Annotated in this window: 24 protein-coding genes and 1 tRNA gene; 14 read left to right on the forward strand and 11 right to left on the reverse strand. The window is 69.6% G+C overall.

What is annotated here, in order from left to right:
• Nucleotides 1–4 precede the first annotated feature (4 nt).
• The 4 genes from dapE to C265_RS20380 all read left to right on the forward strand — a co-directional run bounded on the left by dapE (nt 5) and on the right by C265_RS20380 (nt 3717).
• Nucleotides 5–1156, forward strand: coding sequence for a succinyl-diaminopimelate desuccinylase (gene dapE, locus C265_RS20365; RefSeq protein ID WP_010814182.1), 1152 nt, complete (start codon nt 5–7; stop codon nt 1154–1156).
• 26 nt (nt 1157–1182) lie between these two features.
• Nucleotides 1183–2076 (forward strand): 50S ribosomal protein L3 N(5)-glutamine methyltransferase, encoded by an 894-nt coding sequence (gene prmB, locus C265_RS20370; RefSeq protein WP_010814183.1) that lies wholly within the window; start codon nt 1183–1185, stop codon nt 2074–2076.
• A 62-nt stretch (nt 2077–2138) separates the two neighbouring features.
• Nucleotides 2139–2450: a hypothetical protein gene (locus C265_RS20375; RefSeq protein ID WP_010814184.1), complete on the forward strand. Its 312-nt coding sequence runs from the start codon at nt 2139–2141 to the stop codon at nt 2448–2450.
• 4 nt (nt 2451–2454) lie between these two features.
• Nucleotides 2455–3717 carry an MFS transporter gene (locus C265_RS20380; protein WP_010814185.1) on the forward strand — a complete coding sequence of 421 codons (1263 nt, stop codon included), beginning with the start codon at nt 2455–2457 and terminating at the stop codon, nt 3715–3717.
• A gap of 6 nt (nt 3718–3723) precedes the next feature.
• Here the strand turns inward: C265_RS20380 and C265_RS20385 are convergent, their stop codons facing one another.
• Together C265_RS20385 and C265_RS20390 are read right to left on the reverse strand one after the other, a co-directional pair.
• The gene (locus C265_RS20385) at nt 3724–5046 is read right to left on the reverse strand and encodes a HipA domain-containing protein (RefSeq protein ID WP_010814186.1); all 1323 of its coding nucleotides are present in this window, start codon (nt 5044–5046) and stop codon (nt 3724–3726) included.
• A complete protein-coding gene (locus C265_RS20390) occupies nt 5039–5359 on the reverse strand; it encodes a helix-turn-helix domain-containing protein (protein WP_037024885.1) in 321 nt (106 codons plus the stop codon). The genes C265_RS20385 and C265_RS20390 overlap by 8 nt, the downstream gene beginning before the upstream one ends.
• A gap of 325 nt (nt 5360–5684) precedes the next feature.
• Here C265_RS20390 and C265_RS20395 point away from each other — a divergent pair, with 325 nt between their 5' ends.
• The 3 genes from C265_RS20395 (at nt 5685) to C265_RS20405 (ending at nt 8482) form a co-directional block, all read left to right on the forward strand.
• A complete protein-coding gene (locus C265_RS20395) occupies nt 5685–6692 on the forward strand; it encodes a tripartite tricarboxylate transporter substrate binding protein (protein ID WP_010814188.1) in 1008 nt (335 codons plus the stop codon).
• A gap of 66 nt (nt 6693–6758) precedes the next feature.
• A complete protein-coding gene (locus tag C265_RS20400) occupies nt 6759–8309 on the forward strand; it encodes a class I adenylate-forming enzyme family protein (RefSeq protein ID WP_037024903.1) in 1551 nt (516 codons plus the stop codon).
• A 96-nt stretch (nt 8310–8405) separates the two neighbouring features.
• A tRNA-Val gene (locus tag C265_RS20405) sits at nt 8406–8482 on the forward strand.
• 64 nt (nt 8483–8546) lie between these two features.
• Here C265_RS20405 and C265_RS20410 read toward each other — a convergent pair.
• The 3 genes from C265_RS20410 to C265_RS20420 are packed head-to-tail and all read right to left on the reverse strand — an operon-like array spanning nt 8547 to nt 11730.
• The gene (locus C265_RS20410; protein WP_010814190.1) at nt 8547–9695 is read right to left on the reverse strand and encodes a CaiB/BaiF CoA-transferase family protein; all 1149 of its coding nucleotides are present in this window, start codon (nt 9693–9695) and stop codon (nt 8547–8549) included.
• 14 nt (nt 9696–9709) lie between these two features.
• Complete coding sequence (locus C265_RS20415; RefSeq protein WP_010814191.1) at nt 9710–10723, reverse strand: NADPH:quinone oxidoreductase family protein; 1014 nt, start codon at nt 10721–10723, stop codon at nt 9710–9712.
• Between the two features lie 11 nt (nt 10724–10734).
• A complete protein-coding gene (locus tag C265_RS20420; RefSeq protein WP_010814192.1) occupies nt 10735–11730 on the reverse strand; it encodes a tripartite tricarboxylate transporter substrate binding protein in 996 nt (331 codons plus the stop codon).
• Between the two features lie 241 nt (nt 11731–11971).
• Between C265_RS20420 and C265_RS20425 the strand changes: the two genes are divergently transcribed.
• The 7 genes from C265_RS20425 (at nt 11972) to C265_RS20455 (ending at nt 20135) form a co-directional block, all read left to right on the forward strand.
• Entirely contained in the window at nt 11972–12472 is a 501-nt protein-coding gene (locus tag C265_RS20425) for a MarR family winged helix-turn-helix transcriptional regulator (protein ID WP_010814193.1), read from the forward strand.
• Nucleotides 12473–12517: 45 nt separating this feature from the next.
• Nucleotides 12518–14101, forward strand: a complete 1584-nt coding sequence (locus tag C265_RS20430) for an ABC transporter substrate-binding protein (RefSeq protein WP_037024909.1) — start codon at nt 12518–12520, stop codon at nt 14099–14101.
• Nucleotides 14102–14177: 76 nt separating this feature from the next.
• Complete coding sequence (locus C265_RS20435) at nt 14178–15119, forward strand: ABC transporter permease (RefSeq protein ID WP_010814195.1); 942 nt, start codon at nt 14178–14180, stop codon at nt 15117–15119.
• 24 nt (nt 15120–15143) lie between these two features.
• On the forward strand, nt 15144–16073 hold the full coding sequence (locus C265_RS20440) for an ABC transporter permease (RefSeq protein ID WP_010814196.1): 930 nt from the start codon (nt 15144–15146) through the stop codon (nt 16071–16073).
• Nucleotides 16073–17728, forward strand: coding sequence for an ABC transporter ATP-binding protein (locus tag C265_RS20445; protein ID WP_010814197.1), 1656 nt, complete (start codon nt 16073–16075; stop codon nt 17726–17728). The genes C265_RS20440 and C265_RS20445 overlap by 1 nt, the downstream gene beginning before the upstream one ends.
• Nucleotides 17729–17777: 49 nt before the next feature.
• The gene (locus C265_RS20450) at nt 17778–19163 is read left to right on the forward strand and encodes an amidase (protein ID WP_010814198.1); all 1386 of its coding nucleotides are present in this window, start codon (nt 17778–17780) and stop codon (nt 19161–19163) included.
• 72 nt (nt 19164–19235) lie between these two features.
• Nucleotides 19236–20135 (forward strand): LysR family transcriptional regulator, encoded by a 900-nt coding sequence (locus C265_RS20455; RefSeq protein WP_010814199.1) that lies wholly within the window; start codon nt 19236–19238, stop codon nt 20133–20135.
• 12 nt (nt 20136–20147) lie between these two features.
• On the opposite strand, the gene C265_RS20460 is transcribed toward C265_RS20455, so the two are convergent.
• Genes C265_RS20460 through C265_RS20485 form a run of 6 tightly spaced genes read right to left on the reverse strand, consistent with a single transcriptional unit; the run spans nt 20148 to nt 25943 of the window.
• Entirely contained in the window at nt 20148–21110 is a 963-nt protein-coding gene (locus C265_RS20460; RefSeq protein WP_010814200.1) for a phosphatidate cytidylyltransferase, read from the reverse strand.
• A complete protein-coding gene (locus C265_RS20465; protein WP_010814201.1) occupies nt 21107–21733 on the reverse strand; it encodes a 1-acyl-sn-glycerol-3-phosphate acyltransferase in 627 nt (208 codons plus the stop codon). Before C265_RS20465 ends, C265_RS20460 begins: the two co-directional genes overlap by 4 nt.
• Nucleotides 21734–21739: 6 nt before the next feature.
• Complete coding sequence (locus C265_RS20470; RefSeq protein WP_231881345.1) at nt 21740–22174, reverse strand: hypothetical protein; 435 nt, start codon at nt 22172–22174, stop codon at nt 21740–21742.
• A complete protein-coding gene (locus C265_RS20475; RefSeq protein WP_010814203.1) occupies nt 22161–23546 on the reverse strand; it encodes a phosphatase PAP2/dual specificity phosphatase family protein in 1386 nt (461 codons plus the stop codon). Before C265_RS20475 ends, C265_RS20470 begins: the two co-directional genes overlap by 14 nt.
• A complete protein-coding gene (locus C265_RS20480; protein ID WP_010814204.1) occupies nt 23543–25312 on the reverse strand; it encodes a bifunctional alpha/beta hydrolase/class I SAM-dependent methyltransferase in 1770 nt (589 codons plus the stop codon). The genes C265_RS20475 and C265_RS20480 overlap by 4 nt, the downstream gene beginning before the upstream one ends.
• A 4-nt stretch (nt 25313–25316) precedes the next feature.
• Complete coding sequence (locus tag C265_RS20485; protein ID WP_010814205.1) at nt 25317–25943, reverse strand: CDP-alcohol phosphatidyltransferase family protein; 627 nt, start codon at nt 25941–25943, stop codon at nt 25317–25319.
• Between the last annotated feature and the right edge of the window lie 207 nt (nt 25944–26150).

A 26150-nucleotide genomic window follows, 5' to 3' on the forward strand; every position in this document is an offset into this window, starting at 1 on the left:
TCCGATGACCGCCACCCTCGCCCTCACCGAAGACCTGATCCGCCGCCGCTCCGTCACGCCCGCCGACGAAGGCTGCCAGGCCATCCTGGAAACCCGCCTGAAGGCGCTCGGCTTCGACTGCGAAGCGCTCGTCAGCGGCCCCGACGATTTCCGCGTGACCAACCTGTGGGCGGTCAGGCGCGGCACGCAGGGCAAGGACGGCAAGCTGCTGGTCTTTGCCGGCCATACCGACGTGGTGCCGACCGGCCCGCTGGAGCAGTGGCATTCGGACCCGTTCGCGCCGACGCACCGCGACGGCAAGCTGTACGGCCGCGGCGCCGCCGACATGAAGACCTCCATCGCCGGCTTCATGGTGGCGGTGGAAGAGTTCGTCAAGGCGCATCCTGCGCATGCCGGCTCGATCGCCTTCCTGATCACCAGCGACGAGGAAGGCCCGGCGCACGACGGCACCATCAAGGTGGTCGAGGCCCTGTCCGCACGCGGCGAGCGCCTGGACTACTGCGTGATCGGCGAGCCGACCTCGGTCGACACGCTCGGCGACATGGTCAAGAACGGCCGCCGCGGCTCGCTCTCGGGCAAGCTCACGGTCAAGGGCATTCAGTGCCATATCGCCTACCCGCACCTGGGCCGCAACCCGATCCATGAAGCCGCGCCGGCGCTGGCCGAGCTGGCCGCCGAGGTCTGGGACCAGGGCAACGAGTACTTCCCGCCGACCAGCTGGCAGATGTCGAACATCCACGGCGGCACCGGCGCCACCAACGTGATCCCGGGCCACGTCACCATCGACTTCAACTTCCGCTTCTCGACCGCCAGCACGCCCGAAGGCCTGAAGGCGCGCGTGCATGCGATCCTGGACCGCCACCAGCTCGAATACGCGCTGGACTGGACCCTGGGCGGCGAGCCCTTCCTGACCCCGCGCGGCGAGCTGTCCGACGCGCTGTCGTCGGCGATCGAGGCCGAGACCGGCGTCAAGACCGAGCTGTCGACCACCGGCGGCACTTCTGACGGGCGTTTCATCGCCAAAATCTGCCCGCAGGTGATCGAGTTCGGCCCGCCCAACGCCAGCATCCACAAGATCGACGAGCACGTTGAAGTACGCTTCATCGAGCCGCTGAAGAACGTCTACCGCGGCGTGCTGGAACGTCTCGTCGCCTGATTTTTTTCGCCGAAAGACACCCATACATGGCAACGCCCTCTCCCCTGCGCACCGTGCGCGACCTGCTGCGTCTCGCAGTCTCGCGCTTTACCGCCGCGCGCCTGTCCTTTGGCCACGGCAGCGCCAATGCCTATGACGAAGCCGCCTACCTGGTGCTGCATACGCTGAACCTGCCGCTCGACACGCTCGATCCCTTCCTGGACGCGCGCCTGCTGCCCGAGGAAGTCGATGCCGTGCTCAAGGTCATCGACCGCCGCGTCAATGAGCGCGTGCCGGCCGCCTACATCACGCACGAGGCCTTCATGCACGGCCTGCGCTTCTACGTCGATTCACGCGTGATCGTGCCGCGCAGCTTTATCGGCGAACTGCTGCAGGACGGGCTGGAGCCCTGGGTCGGCGAGGCCGACAGCATCGGCCCGGTGCTGGAGCTGTGCACCGGTTCCGGCTGCCTGCCGATCGTGGCCGCGCACGTGTGGCCGAACGCGAAGATCGACGCCGTCGACATCTCGCCCGACGCACTCGCCGTGGCGCGCCGCAACGTGGCCGACTACAAGATGGACGACCGCATCCGGCTGTATGAAGGCGACCTGTACGCGCCGCTGCCGCACGGCGCCACCTACGACGTGATCCTGACCAACCCGCCCTACGTCAACGAAGGCTCGATGCAGGCGCTGCCGCCGGAATACCTGGCCGAGCCGCGCATCGCCCTGGCCGGCGGCGACGACGGCATGGACGTGGTGCGCCGGATCATCGCCGGCGCCAAGGCGCACCTGAATCCGGGCGGCGTGCTGGTGGTAGAGATCGGCAACGAGCACGCCAACGTGGAAGCCGCGTTCCCTGAACTGGAAATCGTCTGGCTGCCGGTCAGTGCGGGGGATGAGCAGGTATTCCTGCTGACCTACGACGCCCTGCCGGGCTGAGTGGACAGGCAGGCCGGCTCGCCTGCCATGCAAGCTGGGCGAACACCGGCCACGCGCCGACCATGCTGACCGCGCACGCTCTACACTCACTGCTAGGCACCACGTTCGGTCTTGTCACCGACCCGTCCGAGCGGGGCAGCGGCAGGACCTACTTCCTGCCGCCCATCACCTGGCAGCCACCGCGGTCGACCCGCATCCTGCACGTACGCACCGATGCCGCCGGCCACGTCGCGCAGGTGCGCCTGTGCATTTCCTCCGATAACAACAACAGCGTGTTCGCTCCGCAGCCGGTGCAGTGGCAAACCCTGCGCCCGCTGGTAGCGGCCGAGATCGCGCAGTACCGAGACTACGCGGCCCGAGCAGGCCGCTGTTGAAGCCGTGACCCCCAGCAACACCCGCCTCCCCGCATCGCCCGACGCCCTGCCCGCCCATGCCCCGGCAACGCACGCCGCGCGCGGTATCGCCCTGCTGACGTTCGCCTTTGCGCTCAGCCAGTTCTTCCGCTCCTGCCTGGCGGTGATGGCGCCCGAACTGCAGCATGATTTCGGGCTGTCGCCGGCGGGCTTTGGCGCGCTGTCTTCGTCATTCTTCCTGGCCTTTGCCGTGACGCAGATCCCGGTGGGCATTGCCTTCGACCGCTACGGCGTGGGCCGGCCGACCGCGCTGCTGCTGGCGGTGGGCGCGGTGTCGTCGATCCTGTTCGTGCTGGCGCCAAACGGCGCGGCGGCCACGCTGGCGCAGGTAGGGCTGGGGCTGGCATGCGCGCCGGTCTTCATGGGCCTGCTGCATTTCGCCTCCGACCAGCTGTCCGAGCGCGACTACACCCGCGTGGTCAGCCGCTCCAATGCCATGGGCATGATCGGCGCGCTGTGTGCCACGGCGCCGCTGGGCTGGGCCATCTCGCTGATCGGATGGCGCCCGTCGATGGCGGTATCGGCGCTGGGCATGGTCGCGGCCTGCTATGGTGTGTGGCGCTTCGTGCGCGACCAGGGCCATGCCGAGGCCCGCAGCGCGTCGTGGCCGGCGATGCTGTCGGAAAGCCTGCAGCTGCTGAAGCTGGCGCCGCTGTGGACGCTGATTCCGCTGTGCGTGGCGATGTCCGCCGGCACCGCCTTCCGCAATGCCTGGAGCGGCCCCTACCTGGCCGACGTGTTCGGGCTGGGCTCGGCGCCGCGCGGAGTGGCGCTGGCGCTGCTGAGCCTGGCCGGCTTCCTGACCGCCTTCCTGCTGCCGGTGCTGGTCCGCCGCAACACGCTCAAGACCGCCATCGCCGGCTGGTCGTGCTTTGCCATGTCGGGCTCGTTCCTGCTGGCGCTATGGCCGGACAGCGGCATCGGCTACGGCGTGGCGATGATGGCGCTGCTGTCGACCATCGGCATGCTGCACCCGCTGGTGATGGCGCAGGGCCGCGGGCTGATCACGCCGTCGCGGCGCGGGCGCGGGCTGGGGCTGCTCAACACCTTTGTGTTCCTGGGATCGGCGCTGACGTCATGGGGCTACGGGCTGATCGCCAATGCCGGCCATGTGCGCGGCTGGCCGCTGCCTTCCACCTATGCGGCGATCTTCCTGTCCGCGGGCCTGCTGATTGCCGCCGCGCTGGTGCCCTACTTCTTCAGCCAGCCGCATCCCACCAGTCATTAGCCAGACTCAGGCTGCGGCAAGCGCCCTGACCATGTCGGCGATGATGGTGAAACGGATCACGCGCAGGCAGGCCAGTTCGCCGGCAAACCCGCCGGTGAGCACCGGGCGCTCCCGCGCCATGGCCGCGTTCTGTTGCTCGGCCTGCTCATAGAGCGCCTGCGCGGCCGGCCCGATGCCGCGCAGCATGGCGTCCAGCCGCCGCTCGGCGGTCACGCCGGTCAGGCCCAGCGCGCGCCCTGCCTCCAGCACCAGCGCGCGCGAGAAATCGCTGTAGAACTCCACCCCCAGCACCGGCCAGGCAAAGCGGTGCGCCTGCGGCCAGCCGGTCTTGTCATAGGTGCGGGTGGCGTAAGCCGCCTCGCTGAGCAAATCGTAGAACGGCGCCAGCGCAATGCCGGCATCGGACACCAGGAAGCTCAGGTTCTTCAGGTGCGCGTCCGAATTGCCCACCAGGATGTTGAACACCAGCCAGTCGAACAACCGTGCCCGCGCCACCGCCGGGGCGCGGCACAGCGTTGCCAGTTGCGCCAGCCGCTCGACGCTGCCCTGGTCGTATTTGAAGGTGCGCGGCAGGTTCAGCAGCTGGCAGGCATCGATCGCATGCAGCCGCTGCCACTGCCCTTGCTGCGTGAGATGGCGATCGAAACGGTCGATCAGGTAGACCGGCGACGGCACATAGCGCCGGTGCACGGGCGGCACCTCCAGCTTCAGCCGCGCGGCCAGCGACATCACGAACCACTCGTTGATGACCGAATGCGGATAGATCTCCTGCATCTGGTGGGTCGGCTTCAGGATATGCGTGGACGGCGTATCCGCGCCGGGCTCGAACAGCGCGCCGTCCCGCAGCACCACCGCCAGCTTGTGCTGGGCACCGGCCAGCGACATGCGCTTGACCGCGCCATGCGTAAGCGGCACGCTGGGCAGGCTGTGGATGCGGGCGTCGAGCGCGGCATCGCTCAAGGCGCGCAGGGCCGGCGCGGTGGCGGGCCCGCGGCCGGGCGGCAGCAGCGTCAGCGAGCCCGCCGATTCCGCCCCATAGTGGGCCAGCAGGGCAAAGGCATCGGCCTCGTTGCGGATGCTGGCATCGCGTGCCAGCAGCGCACGCTGGCCGTCCTCGGGCAGCAGGTTGTCGAAGTACCACTGCACCGGCCGCAGCGTGCTGCCATCGGCGAGCGCCTCCCGCTGCAGCGGCAGCGCCGGGCTCAGGGCGAAGGCGTGCGGGTTGCCCAGCCACTCCGCGTCATAGCGGAATGACCAGGCATCGCTGGCTTCATGCAGCTCGCCGACCGGCGCTCCGTTGATGCTGGCGACCAGTACGCGCTCAGCCATGCTGGTCGCCTCCCTTGACCGCTGCGCGCCGGTTGCGGCTGCGCGCCTGGCGTTGCCTGAGCTTGGCGAGTTCAGGCGCTACCAGCGGGGCCGCTGCCTCCGGCATATCCACCACCACGCGCAGGCCAAGCCCTTCCAGCACCTGGAACAGCTTGCCCCACTGGATGCCTTCGGCCCCGTTCTCTACGCGCACCATGAAGTTCTCGCTGACGCCGATGGCGCCTGCGGCATCGTCCTGGCGCAGGCCTTGCGCCTTGCGGGCAGCGCGCACGAAGGCGCCGATATCGCCGGGTTCGGTGAGGGTCACTGGCACAAAAATCTCCTTGATTGCAAAGACTTTAGTGTGTCCAGGCGAGGAAATCAAGAAATCTCCCTGATTGCAAAGATTCAAGCCTCTGAACACAGCCGGCTGGCAAAATCTCCTCATTCGCAAAGATTATTGCTGTAGCCGACCGCCGGACACAGCCATTCGCACCGGTGCCGCCTATCGCTTCGCTTGCAAAAAGCCAGACTTATCGATTTAAGAATTCCGCTGGCGCGCTTACACCTTTACCGTTTGTAACACCAACATCCCAGCCCGACCTGGCGACAAGGGACAACGGCTGCGCCCGCGGCCGGCATAACGAGGAGACAAGCTGATGGCATCCCTGATCGCATCCCGGCGCCGCGCCTGGGGCCGCCGCGCATGGCTGGCCGGCATGCTGGCCACCGCGGCCGCAACCGCCTTGCCGTCCGGCGCCAGCGCCGAGACCTGGCCATCGCGCCCGGTCCAGCTGCTGATCCCCTACCCGCCGGGCGGCAGCGCCGACCTGCTGGCCCGCCCGGTCGCAGCCAGGCTGCAGGAGCGCCTGGGCCAGCCCGTGGTGCTGGACTACCGGCCCGGCGCCGGCGGCACCATCGCCAGCCAGGCGCTGGCGCGGGCCAAGCCCGACGGCTACACCCTGATCATGGTGCTGGCCGCCCATGCCATCAATGCCAGCCTGTACCCGAAGCTGCCCTATGACACGCGCAAGGACTTCGCGCCCGTCTCGCTGGTGGCCAGCCTGCCGATGATCCTGGCCGGGAGCCCCTCGCTGCAGGCCACCAACGTGAAGGAGCTGATTGCCGAGGCCAAGGCCGCGCCCGGCAAGCTGACCTTCGCCTCGGCCGGCAACGGCAATACCGGCCACCTGGCGGGCGAATTGTTCGATTCCGTCGCGGGTATCAAGATGACCCACGTTCCGTACAAAGGCAGCGCACAAGTGGTGACGGCAATGCTGTCGGGCGAGGTCCAGCTGACCTTCGACAGCATCTCCACCACCCTGCCGCATGTGAAGAGCGGCAAGCTGCGCGCACTGGCCGTCACCGGCAGCCAGCGCGCCGCGGTCGCGCCCGAGGTGCCGACGCTGGCCGAGGCCGGCGTGCCGGGCATCAGCATCACCGGCTGGTACGCGATGCTGGCACCGGCCGGCACGCCGCAGCCCGTGATCGACCGGCTCAGCACCGAGATTGCCACGGTGCTGCGCCAGCCCGAACTGAAGGCGACGCTGGCCGCCAACGGCTATGAGCCGGTGGGCTCGACGCCCGCCGCGCTGCGCACCCATATCGACGCCGAGATCAACCGCTGGAGCAAGGTGGTGAAGGACTCCGGCGCACAGATCCAGTAAGACTGCTTCGATCCATCATTGCTCATCGGGCGCCGCCAGGCCGGCGTCCGCATTCCCTTGCCGAACATGACCCAACCGACCCCGCTCCAACGCCCCTTTACCACCATGTCCGTGCTCGTGCGCGAGCACGCCACGCAGCGCCCCACGCAGCGCGCCCTGATGCATGGCGAGCGCGTGCTCGACTATGCCGGCCTCGATGCCGCCATGGACCGCATTGCCGCGGCGCTGGCCCGCGACGGCGTGCGCCCCGGCGAGGCCATCGCCATCTGCGCGTCGTCCTCGATCGAATACGCCGCGGTGTACCTGGGCGCGGTGCGCGCAGGCGTGGTCGTGGCGCCGCTGGCACCGTCATCCACGCCGGACGGCCTGGCCGGCATGGTTGCCGACGCGGCAGCGCGCATCCTGTTCACGGATGCCACCGTGGCCGACGTGCTGCAGCCCGTGCGCGACCAGCTGGCCGCCACGCCCATCGTCACGCTGGACGGCAGCGACGCAGGCCAGCCGTACCAGGCCTGGCTGGCACCCGCCGGCACACCGGTGACCGAGCCCGGGATCCGCCCGGAGATGCCGCTCAACATCATCTATTCCTCGGGCACCACCGGCACCCCCAAGGGCATCGTGCAGTCGCACGGCATGCGCTGGGCCCATGTGTCGCGCGGCGCCGCCACCGGCTACGGCACGCATGCGATCACGCTGCTGTCGACGCCGCTGTATTCCAACACCACGCTGGCCAGCTTCTTCCCGACCATCGGTCTGGGCGGCACGGCGATCCTGATGGCCAAGTTCGATGCGGGCCAGTACCTGGCGCTGGCGCAGCAGCATCGCGCCACGCACACCATGCTGGTGCCGGTGCAGTACCAGCGGCTGCTGGCGCATCCGGAGTTCGACCGCCATGACCTGTCGTCCTTCCAGCAGAAGTTCTGCACCAGCGCGCCGTTCAGCCCCGCCCTGAAGGCCGAAGTGCTGCGGCGCTGGCCGGGCGCGCTGACCGAGCTGTACGGCATGACCGAAGGCGGCGGCGGCTGCCTGCTGTTCGCCGACCAGTTCCCCGATAAGCTGCATACCGTGGGGCGCCCCGCCACCGGTGCCGACGTGCGCATCATCGACGACGAGGGCCGCGAACTGCCGCCCGGCAGCACCGGGGAAGTGGTGGGCCGCTCGGCGGCGATGATGAACGGCTACCACAACCAGCCGGAAAAGACCGCCGAGACCGAGTGGCACGACGCGCAGGGCCAGCGCTTTATCCGCACCGGCGACATCGGCCGCTTTGACGAAGACGGCTTCCTGGTGCTGATGGACCGCAAGAAGGACATGATCATCTCGGGCGGCTTCAACATCTACCCGAGCGATCTCGAGGCGGTGGTGCGCGAACACCCGGCGGTGGCCGATGTGTCGGTGGTGGGCGTGCCGTCGGAGCGCTGGGGCGAGACCCCGGTGGCCTTCGTCGCGCTGCGCGCCGGCGGCGGCGCCACGGCACAGGACGTGCTGGCCTGGGCCAACCAGCACCTGGGCAAGACCCAGCGGCTGGCCGCGATCCATGAGGTGGAGAGCCTGCCGCGCAGCGCCATCGGCAAGGTGCTCAAGCGCGAACTGCGCGACCGCATCACCGGCGCCTGACGCGCCGCGCACGGCACAAGCGCAAGCATCCACACAAAAAGTTGGCGAGGATGCTTGCGCAATCAAAAAGGCGTCTCTATAATTCGCGCCTTCGCTAGGCTCGTAGCTCAGCTGGTTAGAGCACCACCTTGACATGGTGGGGGTCGTTGGTTCGAGTCCAATCGAGCCTACCAACGCACAACGGAACACGGACGGTACGCATTGCGCACCGTCCGTTTTTCTTTTCCGGCGCCGCTTTCAGGTGCCGATGCCGAACTCCGCCAGCACCGCTTCGGTATGCTGGCCCAGCGCCGGCGCATTCCCTGCCGGCCGTTCCGATCCTGCCATGCCTGGCAGGTTGGCCCACGGCACTTCGCCGATCCCAGCCAGCGGCAGCCGGCCGAACACGCCCGCCTGCGCGCATTGCGCGCTCTGCGGCAGGTCCCGTGCATGGCCCACGCGCGCGAACAGCACATCGTGCTCGGTCAGCAGCGCCTCCCAATGCGACAGCGGCTGTGCTGCAATCGCCTGCGCCACGCGCCGGCCCAGCTCCGCCGCGCGCGGCAGACGGCCGGCGCTGGTGTGCAGCGTGATATCGGCCAGCCAGTCGTCGAAACCCAGCAGCGTTGCCAGCCGCACGAACATGGCGTCGTTGAGCATGCTCAGGTACAGCCGGCCATCGGCCGCATCGAACAGCCCGGTGGGCGCATTGGCCACGGCCAGTTCCGCATCGGGGAACATGGCGTCATCCACCATCAGGTAGGACTGCAGCGCGGCACTGGTCTCCAGCAGCGACAGCCGCACGTGCCGGCCGCGGCCGTTGCGCGCGGCCTTGTACAGCGCTGCCGACGCATGCTGGGCCGCATAGAGCCCGGTGCTCAGGTCGACCATGTAGAAGGCGATGCGGCGCGGCTGGCCGGCGCTGTCGCGGTTCAGGTGCATCAGGCCGCTGAAGGCCTGCATGGTGGTGTCCACCGCTGGCATGTTCGCCATCGGGCCGGCATGGCCGTAGCCAGAGATCGAGACATAGACCAGCGCCGGGTTGCGCGCGGCCAGCGCCTCGTAGCCGACGCCCATGCGCTCGGCCACGCCGGGGCGGAAGTTCTGGATCACCACGTCGGCCTGCTGCGCCAGCCTGGCGATGGCGGCCCGGCCGCTGTCGCTGCGCGCGTCCAGCAGCACGCTCTCCTTGCCCGCGTTGCAGGCGACCGCGATCGCGGTCTGGCCGGCGCGGATGCGTCCCATCTGCCGCGACCAGTCGCCTCCCGGCGGCTCCACCTTGACCACGCGCGCGCCCTGCTGGCGCAGGATCAGGCCGCAGTACGGGCCGGCGATGCCCTGGCTCAGGTCGAGCACGGTCAGGCCGTCGAACATGGCATCGTCCGTTGCCGCTTGTGCATGGTGCATGTCGTGCCCTCCGTTCAGATATCCAGCATGATCTTGCCGATGGCGCGGCGCGACATCGTGGTGTCGACGGCGCTGAGCCAATCGCTCAGTGGGAAGTGCTGCAGCACGGGCGGCGCCAGCTTGCCGCTGGCTGCCGCCTGCATGATCTCGGCCACCATCGCCTGCACCGGCTGCGCAAAGCGCCGGCGCTCGTCGGTCAGGCCCCAGCCGATGTAGTAGCCGTAGTTGAAGCCGATCAGGGTCAGGTTCTTCACCAGCAGCAGGTTGGCCGGCACCTCCGGGATGCGCCCGCTGGCATAGCCGATCGACAGCAGCCGCGCGCCCGGCGCCGCGCAGCGCAGCGAGGCGTCGAAGAGATCGCCGCCGACCGGATCGAACACCACGTCGGCCCCGCCCGCGGGGCACAGCGCCTTGACCGCTGCCGCCAGCGTGGCCGCGTCGGACGGCAGCGCATGCGCGGCGCCGTTGCGCAGCGCCGCCTCGCGCTTGGCCTCGGTGCTGGCGGTGGCGATCACGCGCGCGCCCATCAACCGGCCCACCTGTACCGCGGCCGTGCCCAGCGCGCCGCTGGCGCCATGGACCAGCATGGTTTCGCCCGGCTGCAGCGCGGCGCGCCAGGCCAGCGCCGCCCAGACCGTGCCATAGGTGATGGGCAGCGCCGCCGCCTGGGCCAGCTCCAGCCCGTCAGGCACCGGATAGACCGTGTCGGCCATGGCCACCGCTTCCTCGGCGAAGCCGCCCCAGTCCAGCGCCGCGGCCACGCGCTGGCCCGGGCGCAGCCGCGTGACATCAGGCGCCACCTCGATGATTTCGCCCGCGGCCTCGGTGCCGGGGATGAACGGCAGCGGCGGCTTGCGCTGGTACTTGCCGGACACAAACAGGCTCAGCGCAAAGCCCACGCCGGCATGGCGCACACGGATGCGCACCTGGCCCGGCGCCAGCGGCTGGCGCGGCAGGCGTTGCAGTTCCAGCTCGCTCCAGTGGCACCAGCGGGAGCAGACCAGCCCCAGGTAATCGGTCTCTTGCATCGGGACTCCTGTCATTCGAGCGTGATGCCGACATCGCTGATGATGCGGCTCCATTTGTCGCGGTCGTTCTTCATCACCGTGGCGAAGGCTTCCGGCGTGCTGCCGACCGGCACCAGATTCAGGTCCTGCATCTTCTTCGCGATTTCCGGCAGGCGCACGATGCGCGCGACCTCGCGCGACAGGGCATCGACCCGTGCTTTCGGCACGCCGGCGGGGAACAGCAGGCCCATCCACGCATCGGGCTCGAAGCCCTTGTAGCCGGCCTCCCGGAAGGTCGGCACCTTGGGCAGCAGCGCCGAACGCTCCGCGCCAGCGATCGCCACCGGCGCCAGCTTGCCGCCCTGCAGCAGCGGCATGGCCGTGCCCACGGCAATAAAGCCCAGCTTCACATGGCCGGCCGCCAGGTCGGTGGCCAGCGGCGCGCCGCCCTTGTAGGCGACGTGTTCCATCTGCAGCCCGGCCTCGCGCTTGAGCAACTCTCCCAGGATATGGCCGGTCGTCCCCGCGCCATACGACCCGTACGGATACTTGCCGGGATTGGCCTTGAGCAGCGCCACCACCTCCGGCAGCGTGCGCGCCGGGAAGTCCGGCGACACCGCCAGGATGGTGGACGAGATCGCCACCTCGCTGACCGGCGTGAAGTCCGCGATCGGGTCATAGCCGATACCCCGGTACAGCGACGGGTTCTGCACGTGCGCAGTGAAGGTCAACAGCGCGGTGTAACCGTCCTTTGCTGCGCGGGCAACGTACTTGGTACCCGTGGTGGTGCCCGCGCCAGGCTTGTTGTCGACGATGACCGGCTGGCCCCAGCTCCTGGTCAGTTCCTGCCCGATCAGCCGCGCCACGGCGTCGTTCACATTGCCCGCCACCGACGGCACCACGATGGTGAGCGGGCGCGACGGATAGGGCTCGGCGGAGGCGGGATCGGCGGCGCAGACTGCCGCCGGGATGGCCGCCAGCAGCATGGCGGCCACGGCTGCGCGCAGCCGTGCGGAACGGTGTTGCATCGGTGTGTCTCCTGTCCTGGCTCCCTTCTGTGGTGCCCGCGGGAGTGCGGTGCGCGAGGGATGCCAACGCAGTCTAGGCCAGCACCCCGCCCGGCGTGATTCCCGCGCGGCGCGGGCCAAGTCCTGCCAGGCATGGCGCAGCGCCGCATTGCCCTACCCCGGGAAATCCCTCATGGCCCAGCCCCCTCGCCGGTCATTATTATTCGTTGAAATTTTCAACTATCGAATTTTTCATCTATTCATGCCACGCGCTCTCCGGCTCAAGTCCGACTACATCAACATCCTGCTCGACATGGCCGCCGAGCGCACGCGCGAACGCGGCTCGCGCGTGTATGAAGAGAAATTCGGGGTCTCGCTGCGGGACATCCGCCTGCTGCGGATGATCGGATCGGCGCCCGGCATCACCATGGGCCAGCTGGTGCAGCAGTCTGCGATCGAGAAGACGCTGGCGTCCAAGCTGGTTGGCGCGCTGGTCAAGCGCGACCTGGTGCAGCGCGAGATCAGCACGGAAGACGCGCGCCAGGTGTGCCTGTTCCTGAGCGAGGCCGGCGTCGACCTGGTGCGGCGCGCCGAGCCGCTCGGCATCGAGCTGGAAGCGGGCTTCCTGCACTGCCTGACGCCGGCCGAGATCGACGCGCTGCGCGCCACGCTGGTCAAGCTGATCGAAGCCGAGGCCGCTTCGCGCGAGTCCTTCGAGCGGTATCTCCAGAAGCTGCGCGAGCGCGGCACCACCACGCCCTGACCGGCGCCCTTTGTCCCCCCACCCCGCCCCCGAGAGATGATGACCATGATGTCTGCAATCCCGCTTCGCCGTGCCGGTGCCGGCGCGTTGTGCGCCCTGGCATGCATGTCCGCCGGCAGCGCAATCGCCGAGACCGTGCTGCGCACCGTGCCGTCGTCCGACCTGAAGATCCTGGACCCGGTCTGGACCACCGCGAACATCACGCGCAACCATGGCCTCATGATCTACGACACCCTATTCGGCATGGACGAGAAGGGCGTGATCCGGCCGCAGATGGTGGACAAGACCAGCACCAGCGCCGACAACAAGACCTGGACCTTCACGCTGCGGCCAGGGCTCAAGTTCCATGACGGCACGCCGGTCACCGCGCAGGACGTAATCGCCTCGCTGGCGCGCTGGGGCAAGCGCGACGTGCTGGGCCAGCGCATGTATGAAGCCATGGCCAGCATCACTGCCGAAGGCCCGGCCACGGTGCGCATGACTTTCCGCCAGCCCTTCGGCGCAGTGCTGGATGCGCTGGGCAAGCCCAGCCCGCTGGTGCCGTTCATCATGCCCAAGCGTGTCGCCGAGACGCCTGCCGACAAGCAGATCGACGACCTGACCGGCTCCGGCCCCTTCACGCTGAAGAAGGAGGACTTCCGGCCCGGCGACCGCGTGGTCTACCGTCGCAATCCCGACTATGTGCCGCGCAAGGATGCGCCGTCCGGCCTGGCCGGCGGCAAGGCCGTGCACGTCGACCGCGTCGAATGGGTGTTCCTGCGCGATACGCAGACCCAGGTAAACGCGCTGCTCAACGGCGAGGTGGATATTCTCGAGGTCGTGCCGTCATCGCACTATCCGCAACTGCGCACCGACAAGCGGGTGCAGATGTTCGACATCATGCCCGCCGGCCCCTTCACCGTGATCTACAACCACAAGGTGCCGCCGTTCAATGACGCCAGGGTGCGCAAGGCCGCGATGCTGGCGATCAACCAGGAAGCGATGCTGCGCGCGCAGGCCACCTACCGCGACTTCTACAAGCCGTGCGCCTCGATCTACCTGTGCGGCTCGCCCTATGCCAGCGACCAGACCGGCTTCTTCACCGGCAAGCCGCAGTTCGAACAGGCGCGCAAGCTGCTCAAGGAGTCCGGCTATGACGGCAAGCCAGTGGTGATCATGCTGCCGGGCGATGCCCCCGCGCTGAGCCGCCTGCCGGTGGTCTACGGCCAGCTGCTCAGGCAGGTGGGCTTCAATGTCGACGTGCAGGCCACCGACTGGAGCACCCTGATCACGCGCCGCACCAGGAAGGAACCGCCCGAGAAAGGCGGTTGGAATGCCTACATCACCTTCTGGGGCGGCGTCGACGCCAGCAGCCCCATCACCTACAGCCCGCTGACCGGCAACGGCGACCGCGGCTACTTCGGCTGGCCGGAAGACGCCGAGCTGGAAACCCTCAAGACCCGCTTCATCGAAGCCGCGGACGCCGCGCAGCGCAAGGACATCGCCACCAGGATCCAGCTGCGCGCCATCGAAAACGGCATCCTGGCGCCCGTCGGCGAAGGCAAGGCGCCCACCGTGGTGCGCAGCGGTGCGATCAGCGGCCTGCTGCCGGCACCGGCGGTGCTGTACTGGAACGTGCGCAAGCAATAGCCCGCTACGGCGCCCGCGGTCCCGGCTGCCGTGCCGCCAGCCTGCTGACCTCCCTTTCCCCCAACGAGGTAGTGCCATGATGAATTTCCTGGTCCGCCGCAGCCTGGCCACCGTGCCAGTGCTGGCGGTGGTGGCTGTCATCGTCTTCACGCTGCTGCGGCTGACCCCCGGCGACCCGGCCGCGGCCATTGCCGGCGACGCCGCCAGCGTGGAAGACATCGCCCGCATCCGCACCCAGCTCGGGCTGGATCAAGCGCTGCCGCGCCAGTTCATCGGCTGGCTCGGCCACGTGCTGGGCGGCGACCTGGGCTATTCCTTCTTCTACAAGATGCCCGTGACCACGCTGATCGCGCAGCGGCTGGAGCCCACGCTCTCGGTGGCGGCGCTGACCATCGTGCTGACCGTGCTGACGGCGGTGCCGCTGGGCACGCTGGCGGCCTACCGGCGCGGCCGCTGGCTCGACCGCCTGGTGATGGGCGGCTCCGTGCTGGGCTTCTCGGTGCCGATCTTCGTGGCCGGCTACCTGATGATCTGGGTGTTCTCGCTGCACCTGGGCTGGCTGCCGTCGCAGGGCTACAGCCGCCTGGCCGACGGCATCTGGCCATGGCTGCGCAACCTGGCCCTGCCCTGCGTCACGCTGTCGGTGATGTCGTGCGCGCTGGTGGCGCGCACGACCCGCGCCGCCGTGTCCGAAGCACTGACCGAGGACTTCGTGCAGACCGCGCGCGCCAAGGGCATTCCGGAGTGGCGCATGCTGACGCGCCATGCGCTGGCCAATGCCGCGGTGCCGATCGCCACCGTGATCGGGCTGAGCGTGGCCGGCCTGATCGGCGGCGTGGTCGTGACCGAGAGCATCTACGCCATTCCCGGTGTCGGCCAGCTCACAGTGGATGCCGTGCTGTCGCGCGACTACCCGCTGATCCAGGGCATCACGCTGTTCTTCTCGGTCTCGTACGTGGTCATCAACCTGCTGGTGGACGCGAGCTATCTGCTGCTCGATCCCCGCATTCGCTACTGATATCTCCCACGGAAACCCGGCCCCATGACCTCACTCACCACTGCCATCGAATCCGCCCCGCCCGGCACCGGCGCCCGTCCCTCGCGGCTGCGCGCGGTGCTGGCCAACGGTGCCGTGCGCGCCGGCGGCACCATCCTCGGCCTGATGCTGTTCCTTGGCGTGGCCGCGCCCTGGCTCTACACCATCGATCCCAACACCATGGACCCCGCCAGCAGCCAGCTGGCCCCCTTCACGCGCGCCGAGATCGTGACGCTGGCCGGCGATGCCTTCGAACGCCTGTTCCCGCTGGGCACCGACAGCCTGGGCCGCGACATCTGGAGCCGCACGTTGTACGGCGCGCGGGTCTCGCTGGCGGTCGGGGTGTCGGTGGCGCTGGCCTCGGTGCTGCTGGGGCTGGCGGTCGGGCTGGTATCGGGCTATGTGCGCTGGCTGGACGGCTTCATCATGCGCGTGATGGACGGCATGATGGCCATCCCCGGCATCCTCTTCGCCATCGTGCTGGTGGCCGCCTGGCGGCCCAGCCTGCTGACGGTGATCGTGGCCATGACCGTGCCCGACACGCCGCGCGTGGCGCGCCTGGTCCGATCGGTGGTGCTGTCGGTACGTGGAGAGCCTTATGTCGAGGCCGCCATCGCGCTCGATACGCCGACCTGGAAACTGATGCTGCGCCACATCCTGCCGAACACCATCGCGCCGCTGCTGGTGCAGGGCACCTTTATCTGCGCCGGCGCGATGCTGGTGGAAGCGGTGATGTCCTTCCTCGGCATCGGCCTGCCCACCGACATCCCCACCTGGGGAAACATCATGGCCGAGGGGCGCGCCCATTTCACCGCGCATCCGCACAGCGTGCTGCTGCCCGGCGCCTTCCTGGCGGTAACGGTGCTGGCCGTCAACATGCTCGGCGACGGCCTGCGCGACACCCTCGACCCCAAGTTCAGCAAGCGGAGTGCCTGATGATGCCAACGAACACGACCGAGTCCGCGGCCGCGGACTCGGCCACGCCCTGCCTGCGCGTGCGCGACCTGCGCATCGACCTGCCGCCCGGCGCCGACCGGCCGCATGCGGTCCAGGGGGTTTCCTTCGACGTCATGCCGGGCGAAGTGGTCTGCCTGCTGGGCGAATCGGGCTCAGGCAAGTCCGTGGTCGCGCGCGCGGTGATGGGCTTGCTGCCCGAAGGCCTGAAGGTCTCAGGCGGCAGCATCGCGCTGGCCAGCGAAGACCTGCTGGCGGCCACCCCCGCACGCCGGCGCGAACTGCGCGGCACCGGCGTGGCCATGGTGTTCCAGGAACCCATGACCGCGCTGAACCCGGTCATGCGCTGCGGCCGGCAGGTCGAGGAAATGCTGGCGCAGCACACCAGCCTGGGCGCCGCGCAGCGGCGCGAGCGCGTGCTGTCGATCTTTGCGCGCGTGCGGCTGCCGGATCCCGAGCGGATCTACGACGCCTATCCGCACCAGCTGTCCGGTGGGCAGCGCCAGCGCATCGTCATCGCCATGGCGCTGATCCTGCGCCCGGCCCTGCTGGTGTGCGATGAGCCCACCACCGCGCTGGACGTGACCACGCAGGCCGAGATCCTGGCACTGGTGCGCGAACTGCAGCACGAGAACCAGACCGCGGTGCTGTTCATCACGCACGACTTCGGCGTGGTCGCCGACATTGCCGACCGGGTGGTGGTGCTGCAGCTTGGCCGCCAGGTGGAAAGCGGGCCGAAAGACCGGGTCTTGCGCCAGCCCGAGGCGGACTACACCCGCATGCTGCTCAATGCCGTGCCGGGACTGGAGCCCGCGCAGCGCCCGTCGGTGGCGCAGCGAGCGTTGCTGCTCGACGCCAGCGGCATCGGCAAGACCTATGTCTCGGGAGCCTGGCCGGGCCGGCGCCGCGTGGTCGAGGCGGCCACCGATGTGTCATTGCAGGTGCGGGCGGGCGAGACCGTCGGCATCGTGGGCGAGTCCGGCTCGGGCAAGTCCACGGTGGCGCGCTGCATCGCGCGGCTGATCGAACCGTCCGCGGGCAATATCCAGGTGCTGCCCGAATCCGCGCAGCAACTGCCGCGCCGCGCGCAGCTGTCCGCATTCCGGCGCATGGTGCAGGTGGTGTTCCAGGACCCCAACCGCTCGCTCAATCCGCGCCGCACGGTGGGCCAGTCAATCGTCGAAGGCGCGGTCAATTTCGGCGCGACGCCCGCGCAGGCGTGGCAACGCGCCGAGTCGCTGATGGAACTGGTGCGGCTGCGGCCCGACGCGCTGCACCGCTACCCGAGCGAGTTCTCCGGCGGCCAGCGCCAGCGCATCTGCATTGCCCGCGCGCTGGCGTGCGAGCCGCGCGTGCTGATCGCCGATGAAGCGGTGTCGGCACTGGACGTCTCGGTGCAGGCGCAGATCCTGAAGCTGCTGGCCGATATCCAGCAGCGGCTTGCCATCGGCATCCTCTTCATCACCCACGACCTGCGCGTGGCCAGCCAGGTGTGCGACCGCCTGATCGTCATGCACAAGGGCCGCGTGGTCGAGCAAGGCGCCACGCGCGACGTCGTGCTGTCGCCGCGCCAGGACTACACCCGCGCGCTGCTGGCCGCCGCGCCGGGACGCCATTACCCGTTCGGTGTGCAGTAACGCGGCCATGCAGATTCCCAAGCGCCAGCCAACCCTCTCGGAAAAGACAATGAAGACTCCGCTCTACGCACTCAGCGCCGCCGAGCTGCTCAGCAACTACCGCCAGCGCGAACTCTCCCCGGTCGAAGTCATGCAGTCGGTGCTGGACCGCATCGAACACTGGGAGCCCGGCATCCGTGCGATGTACGTGGTGCATGCCGAGCAAGCGCTGGCCGCCGCGCGCAGCGCCGAGGCGCGCTGGCTGGCCGGCACCCCGAACGGCCCGCTCGACGGCGTGCCGGTGACGCTGAAGGAGAACATCGCCACGCGCGGCACGCCGGTGCCGCTCGGCAGCGCCGCCACCGTGCTGGCGCCGGCACCGGCCGATGCGCCGGCCGCGGCGCGCCTGCTCGAGGCCGGCGCAATCGTGGTCGGCAAGACCACCATGCCGGATTTCGGCTTCCTGGGCGCGGCGCCGTCCAGCTTCCATCCGCTCACGCGCAACCCGTGGAAGCTGGACCGCAACACCGGCGGCTCCAGTTCCGGCGCCGGCGCCGCGGCTGCGGCGGGCTACGGCCCGCTCCACCTGGGCACGGATATCGGCGGCTCGGTGCGTATTCCCGCCAGCTTCTGCGGCGTTTTCGGCCTGAAGCCCAGCCATGGCCGCGTGCCGGTCCATCCGCCAGCCGCCGCGCGCGTGATCGGCCCGCTGACGCGCACCGTGGCCGACGCCGCGCTGGCGATGCAGGCGATCTCGCGCCCCGATGCCCGCGACTACATGAGCCTGCCTCCGCAGGACATCGCCTGGCAGCAGCTTGAGCGCGATATCCGCGGGCTGCGCATCGGCCTGTGGCTGGACCCGAGCGGCGACTGGCAGGTCGATGCCGAAGTCCGCACGGCGGTGCTGGCGGCAGCGCACCTGTTCGAGCAAGGCGGTGCCGTGGTCGAACCCGTGCGCGACTGGACCACCATGGACATGCGCATCGGCATGGCGCACTTCTTCACCATGCGCTGCCGGGTCGACCTGGCCGGGATGCCGCCGGAGCGCGCCAGCCTGGCGGCAGGCTACATCCGCAAGGCCGCCGAGTTTGCCGGCACGCTCACGCCGGAGCAGACCTTCCAGGCCTTCACGCGCATGCAGCAGCTGCGCGAGGCCACCGTGGCCGCGACCCAGCCCTATGATTTCGTGATCTCGCCGGTGTCACCGGTGCTGCCCTTCGCCGCCGATGCCATCAACAGCGGCGGCGACCTGCCGCTCAAGGACTCTCACTTCACAGCGGTGTTCAACCACTCCGAACAGCCCGCGGCATCGATCCCCTGCGGCATGTCGCGCGACGGCCTGCCCATCGGGCTGCAGATCTCCGGCCGGCGCTTTGACGACCTGGGCGTGCTGCAGCTGGCGCACTGGTTCGAGCGCGCCTCGGAACCCCAGCGGCAATGGCCTGAGCCGCAGTAAGCCCTGCGTGACCGGCGCGGGGGAGGTGCGGCGCTACAATGGCCCGCACCGACCCCAGCGCCATCACGCCCCATGCGATTCGAGGATCTTGAAGCCTTCCTGGTTGTCATCGAGCAAGGCAACCTGCACCGCGCCGCCGACACCCTCGGCATGACCCAGTCCGGCCTGTCCAAGACGCTGGCGCGGCTGGAAGGCGAAGCCGGCATGCCCTTGTTCGAGCGCACCCCGCGCGGGCTGGTGCCGACCAGCGTGGGCCGCACCCTGGCCGCCCATGCGCGCCGGATCGCGCTGGCGGCGGGCGACATGCGCAACGAACTGGCCGAGCAGCGCGCGGCGCGCGCGGGCACGGTGCGCCTGGGCGCCATCCCCTACCTGCTGCCGTCGCTGCTGTCGCCGCTGCTGGCCCGCTTCTTCCTGAGCCGGCCGCTGGCCACGTTCTCGATCGAGACCCACCTGAGCGCGCGCCTGATGGCGATGCTGCAGAACGGCGAGGCCGACCTGATCCTGGGCGCGCGCCCGACCAGCCTGCCGCCGGACATTGCCTGGCTGCCGCTCGGTCCGCTGACCATGCAGATCGTGTCCCGCACCGGCCATCCGCGCCGCGAGGGCTTCCGCACGCTGGCCGACCTGAGCGGCGAGCGCTGGGTGGTGCCGGCGAGTTCGCTCTACCTGCGCCAGTGGCTGGAGGAACGGTTTACCTCGGTCGGGCTGCCGCCGCCGCGCGTGGCGGTGGAAAGCACGGCGTCGCCGGTGGCCTTCGGCGAGCTGCTACGGCACTCGGACCTGCTCGGCATCATGCCGCCGCGCATGCTGCACCAGGCCGAGGGCCAGGGGCTGGCCGCGATCGAGGCGCCAGGCATGTCGTGGCAGCATGAGCTGGCCGTGCTGTGGCGCGCCGATGGCTACCTGTCGCCGATCTGCCAGGACTTCCGCGATGCAGTGGTGGCGTGGTGCGAAGAGATGGAGCTGTGAGGGCCGGGGTGCTCAGGGCACCCACCAGTAGCGGGTGATATGGAAGAACACCGGCGCGGCGAACACCACTGAGTCCAGCCGGTCCAGCATGCCGCCGTGGCCCTGGATCATATGGCCCCAGTCCTTGATGCCGCGGTCGCGCTTGATCGCCGACATCACCAGCCCGCCGAGGAAACCCATCAGCGCAATCACCAGCGCAATCGCGCCGGCCTGCCACGGCGAGAACGGCGTGATCCACCACAGCGCCGCGCCCAGCGCGGTGGCACTGGCCACGCCGCCGACAAAGCCCTCGACGGTCTTGGACGGCGACAGCAGCGGCGCGATCTTGCGCTTGCCGCACAGCTTGCCCCACACATACTGCAGCACGTCGCTGCCCTGCACCACGATCACCAGGAAGGCGATCAGCAGCAGGTTGCGGCCTTCAAAGCCCGGGATCGGCAGCGTCAGCAGCGCCGGCACGTGCGAGATGCAGAACACGCACACCATCACCGCCCACTGCACTCCGGCGCAGCGCTCCAGGAAGCGCGTGGTCTCGGACGACAGCGCCGCCAGGATCGGCAGGATCAGGAAGGCATAGACCGGGATCAGGATCGAGAACATGCCGTACCAGCCGATATAGACCAGCACGTACTGCAGCGGCAGGAACACGAAAAAGGCGGCGACGATGGCGTGATGGTCGCCGCGCCGCGTGGTGATGATGGTGACGAACTCGCGCAGCGCGAAGAACGAGAGCAGGTAGAACAGCACGATCACCGCGGTGCGGCCCAGCGCAAAGGCCACGCCCATGATGCCGATCATCCACCACCAGGCCCAGACGCGCTGCGCCAGGTTGTCGATCACCGCGTGCTGGCCGCCGCCCGCCACCCGCCAGCGCAGCAGCGCGGTCACGGTGGAGGCCAGCAGCAGCACGCCGAACAGTCCGCCGAACAGCAGCCAGGTCTCGGGGCTCCAGTGCAAAGTGGGCATGGCGGTCATTCCAGCTCCGGGGCAAGCGCGAGCAGGCCGTCGCGGCAGCGCGCAAGGAAGGCTTCCTTGCTGTCCTCGGCGGCCAGCAACACCGGCTGCCCAAAGGTGACGGTGCACAGCAGCGGCACCGGCACGACTTCGCCCTTGGGCATCACGCGGTTGAGGTTGTCGATCCACACCGGCACGAACTCCACCCCGGGGCAGACCCGCGCCAGGTGGTAGATGCCGCTCTTGAACGGCAGCAGGCGCGCGTCGGTGGTATTGCGCGTGCCTTCGGGAAACAGGATCAGCGAGTCGCCGGATGCCAGCGCGCCGTGCATCAGCGCCACCGGGTCGCTGCCTGGTTCGCTGCGGGTGCGGTCGATCAGCAGCGCGTGGAATACGTCGCGGCCGATAAAGCGCCGCAGCGACGAGCGATCCCAGTAGTCGGCACCGGCCACCGGGCGCGTGACTGTGCGCAGGTCGGGCGGCAGGCAGCCCCAGATCAGCACGAAGTCGCCGTGGCTGCTGTGGTTGGCAAAGTAGACGCGCTGCACCGCGGCGGGGATGCAGCCCTGCCAGTTGGCGCGCATGCCGGTCAGCAGCCGGGCGAAGACGATGATGGCGCGCGCGGTCGCGCGGGCAAGCCACATGGTTGGTTACCTCAGGATCACGGTCAGCAAGGCCAGCGCCAGCTGGCACACAGTCAGCGCGGCGCTGGCGCGCACCAGCCGCAGCGCACCGCGGGCGCGGTCCGGCAACGGACGGCCGGCGCGCTGCGCCGGCATCCAGCCCAGTTCGAGCAGCGCGGCGTCCAATCCGGCCAGGTCGGGCTGGTCCTGCCGCCCGGCCGCGAGCGCATCGAACAGCCGGCGGTCGATGGCAACGCGCAGCAGCAGCCAGACCTGGGGCAGCGCCAGCAGCAGCGACGCGGCCGCCAGCACGCGCGGGACCGGCGTGGCCACCCCCAGCCATACCGTGGCCACGCCGAAAGCCAGCCCGGCCGCGCCGATCCACACGGCGCCCGACAGCGCCCCGGCGACGGCGTGCGCGATCCAGGCATCAGTGCCTTGCGTGAACTCAGCGGCCATCATCGGGCTCCGGCATGGCGGGACGGTCCAGGCAGCGTTGCAGCGCCTCAGCATGTTCGCGCCCGAGCACCACCGCCGGGCGATGCTCGCGCAGCAACGCCAGCGCAGCGCCGGCGTCGCGCAGTCCCTGCCGGCGCGCCAGCCATGCGGCGGCAACCAGCGCGCTGCGCGAATAGCCGAGCGCGCAGCTGACCAGCACGCGGCGGCCCTGCCGCTGCCAGGCGTCGAGTTGAGCCACGGCCTTGTCCAACTGCTCCGGCGTCGGCACGGTCAGGTCCAGTACCGGCACGCAACGATACGCAAGCGCCGGGTCGGTGGCTGCGCGCGACAGTTCGGCGGTCAGGTCGAGGACGGCGTCCGCCCCGATCGCGCGCAGTTCGGCGCGGGTCGGGAAGCGGCCAACCCAGATGCCGTCCGCGATGGCACTGGGCTGCGGCGCGCGCCGCGTCCACCAGCGCGAATTGAGGAAGGCGCCCAGCAGGTACGGCGCCAGCACCCAGCGCGCGGCCGGGGCCATCATCCCATCGCCGTCCTTCTGGAACCACGCCGGCGCGGCCAGCGCGTAGATCCGGGCGACGCAGGCCAGCGCCAGCGCGGCCCACAACAGCAGCAACGCCAGCGTCACCGACGCACCCACCGCCAGCACCGCGCACAGCAACCCCACCAGCGCGCCCACGGTGTAGCGGCGCGACAGCTGGCGCGTGCGCGCATCCGGCGCGCCGGCAGCGGGCCGTTGCATCGGGAACAGGTAAACGCACAGCCAGCCCACCAGCGCGCCGGTGGGCACATCGATCAGGTGGTGCTGCCAGGTGGTCAGCACCGAGACCCCGATCAGCGCAAACCAGCCGTGCAGCAGCCAGCGCCAGCCGCCGCGCAGGTGCGCCGCAAAGGCGACCCACAGGATCACCAGCAGGCTGATATGCAGCGACGGCGCCTGGTTGAACGGCAGGTCGAAACCGCCCAGCAGCGTGAACAGCTGGCCCGGCAGGCCGTCGGCCTCGGGCCGGGCAAAGCTGAAGCGCAGCGGGAAGGCGATAAAGCACGCCACCGACACCAGCTGCGCCAGTACCAACCGCCTGACGTGCGTGAGCAGCGCCGCGCGCGTGCGCCACAGGAAGAAGGAGATGCCGTACAGCAGGTCGATCGACCAGTACGGCACGATGGTCCACGGCAGGAACGGGATCCCCTGCTCCCATTCGAAATAGACCGCCGGAACGTTGGCGCGCTGGCTCGCCAGCCAGTTGGCAAAGCCGTAGCTGGAGAAAAAGAACGCGCCGGCCAGCGCCAGCAGCAGGCAGGCCAGCCCCCAGGGCCGGTTGCCTGCAGGCAGCTGCGAATGCGCCCCGGCGCCAACCTCCGTCGGCACCGTGCTCATGCGCCGCGCCTGCGCGCCAGGCTGACGGTGAAGATGCCCCACGGGTCGATGCGCTGGGTCACCTTGTCAAAGCCAGCGGCCCGCACCAGTTCGTCCATCTCGGCCTGCGAGCGGCGGCGCATCACCCAGGCGGCGCCGGCGCGGTGGCTGGTGAGCGCGCGCGCGATGAATTCCAGCTGCGGATGCCAGGGCTGGCCGGTGTAGACCAGGTAGCCGCCGGGCGGCACCGCGCGCGCCAGGCCCTCGAGCGAGCGCCGCACCATCGCGTTGTCGGGAAACAGTTCGTACAGGCCGGAAACCACCGCCAGTGTCGGCGCCGGTGCCAGCGCCGCCAGGCTGTCGCCGTCGAAGGCATCGCCCTGCTCGAAGCGGGCCACGTCCGCGAGGTCCTTGGCGGCGATCAGGGCGCGGCCCTGCTCGACGTTCAGCGGGCTGTAGTCGCGCAACAGGATCGACTCGACCGCCGCGGCGCCGCCATCCAGCGCGCCCAGCGCCTCAAGCACATAGCGCCCGTGCCCGGCGGCGATGTCGACAATCCGCACCGGCATGCCGCCCGCGCGCAGCCGCCGCACGGCCTCGGCGATCAGGGCCTCGGCGTGGACCTTGCGCTGGCGGATGCCGCGCCAGCCGATCGCGTCCAGGTACTGCTGGTCGGCCAGCCGGCCCAGCTTGCCGCGGCCCGAGGGGGCGTTGCGGTAAACATAGTCGAGCGTCGAGCCCGAGTCGAAGCCGGTCTCATGGCCCAGCCGCACCCCGTCCGACAGTATTCCGCCCAGTTTCAGGTTGGCCCGCGCCGCGCGCCAGTACCAGGCGGCCAGCCCGACAGGCGCCGACGCCAGGCGGTCGGATTCCTCGCGGAACGGGCCGATCTGGTCGGCATCGAGCAGCGAGCGCGGCGCCGACGGCATGTCGAATTCGCGCAGGATAAAGCGGCGCGCGGCATCGACCGCCAGCTTGCGGTCGCGCTCACCGAGCGTGTCGTGATAGAAGCCGTCCAGCACGATGCGCTCCTTGGTGCGCGCACCCAGGCGCTCATAGAAGCGGTCCTGCGGCCCGCGATGCACGACCCAGTCGGCGCCGGAGATCAGCAGCTGCGTCGGCACCGTGATCGCCGCGGCATCGGCGACGATGCGCTCCGCCGTGTCGTACAGGTCCAGCAGGATATTGACCGCGATCGGGCGCGTGATCAGCGGATCGCTGTCGTAGCTGGCGATGCGCTCGGGATCGTGCGTGAGGAACTTGGCCTTGACGTAGCTGTTGACGAAAAACTTGCCGCGCAGGCGCTGCATCAGCTTCAGCCCCGGCCGCGCAAAGGGCACGTAGAGCTTGACCTTGAACGCGGGCGAGGCCAGCACCAGCGCGCGGATCGGCGGCGCGTAGTCGTGCACCCAGGTGGCGGCCAGCACCGCGCCCACGCTCTGCGCGATCACCGCGGTGCGTTCCAGCGGGATGCCGTGGACCTCGGCGATATGGGTGGTGAAGGTCTGGATATCGCGCACCGAGTCCGCCAGGCTGGGGCTGTAGCCGCGCTCGCCGGGCGAACGGCCGTGGCCGCGCGCATCCCAGGCAAAGATCTCGTAGCCGGGCAGGTTCAGTTCGTCGGCCAGGTGGGCGACCCGGCCGGAATGCTCATGGCCGCGATGGAACAACACCACGGCGCCGCGCGCCGGGCCCTCCACCGCCGGCCAGTGCCGATAGAACAGCGTCTGGCGGTCGTGGGTCTCGAATTGCCGCTCTTGCGGCTGGCGCGTCGACGGTCGGTCCATCTCGCTACTCCGCTGTGCGGGACTGGGCCTCGGCGACACCGCGGCGCACCCGGTTGGCAATCGTAAACAGCGACAGCAGCGACAGCACCAGCCACAGCCAGCTGGCGGCCGCGCCAAAGCCCAGGCCAACACCGGCCCACAGCGCGATCGCGCCGACCGCGAAGGCGCGGTCGCTCTTGCCCAGCGGGCCGTCGTAGCGCCGGCTGGCCCCGGCCAGCGGGCCGATCAGCCCGGTGGCCTCGACGATCACCGCCAGCAGCGCGAAGGTGCCGACCTGGCCCAGGCTGAAGTCCGGCAGCGCGGCCAGCGGCAGGATCAGCGCCAGGTCCGAGGCAATGTCGCCAAGCTCGTTCAGGTAGACACCCAGCACGCTCTGCTGGCCGTGCTCGCGCGCCAGCATGCCGTCGACGGCGTTGAGCGCCATGCGCAGGAACAACCATAGAGGGAACAGCAGGAACAGCGCCGGGGTCTCGGCCACCAGCATGCCCAGCGTGGCCAGCACCCCCACCGCCAGGGAGCCGGCCGCGGCGGCCAGCGTCACCTGGTTGGCAGTCACGCCGCGCTGCGCCAGGTCCTGCACCATGGGGCGCAACCGGGCCTGGAACCTGGGCTTCAGTTCATAGAGGGTCATCGCACCGGCCTCCCTGCCGAGCTGATGCCGGAAGCGACGCCGTGCGCCAGGCCGCGGCGACGCGCAGGATCATGCGCCCGGGCCTGCCCCGACCTCTTCCGTCTTGTTTCTGGTAGTTTTCTGACCGCGGCGCGGCTGCTGCTCGTGCCGGCCAAGGCATGGCGGCAGTGCCTGGCTCAGCACTCTACCGCCAACGTCGAGACATTA

It is taken from the genome of Cupriavidus sp. GA3-3 (genome assembly GCF_000389805.1).
Taxonomy (GTDB): Bacteria; Pseudomonadota; Gammaproteobacteria; order Burkholderiales; family Burkholderiaceae; genus Cupriavidus; species Cupriavidus necator_D.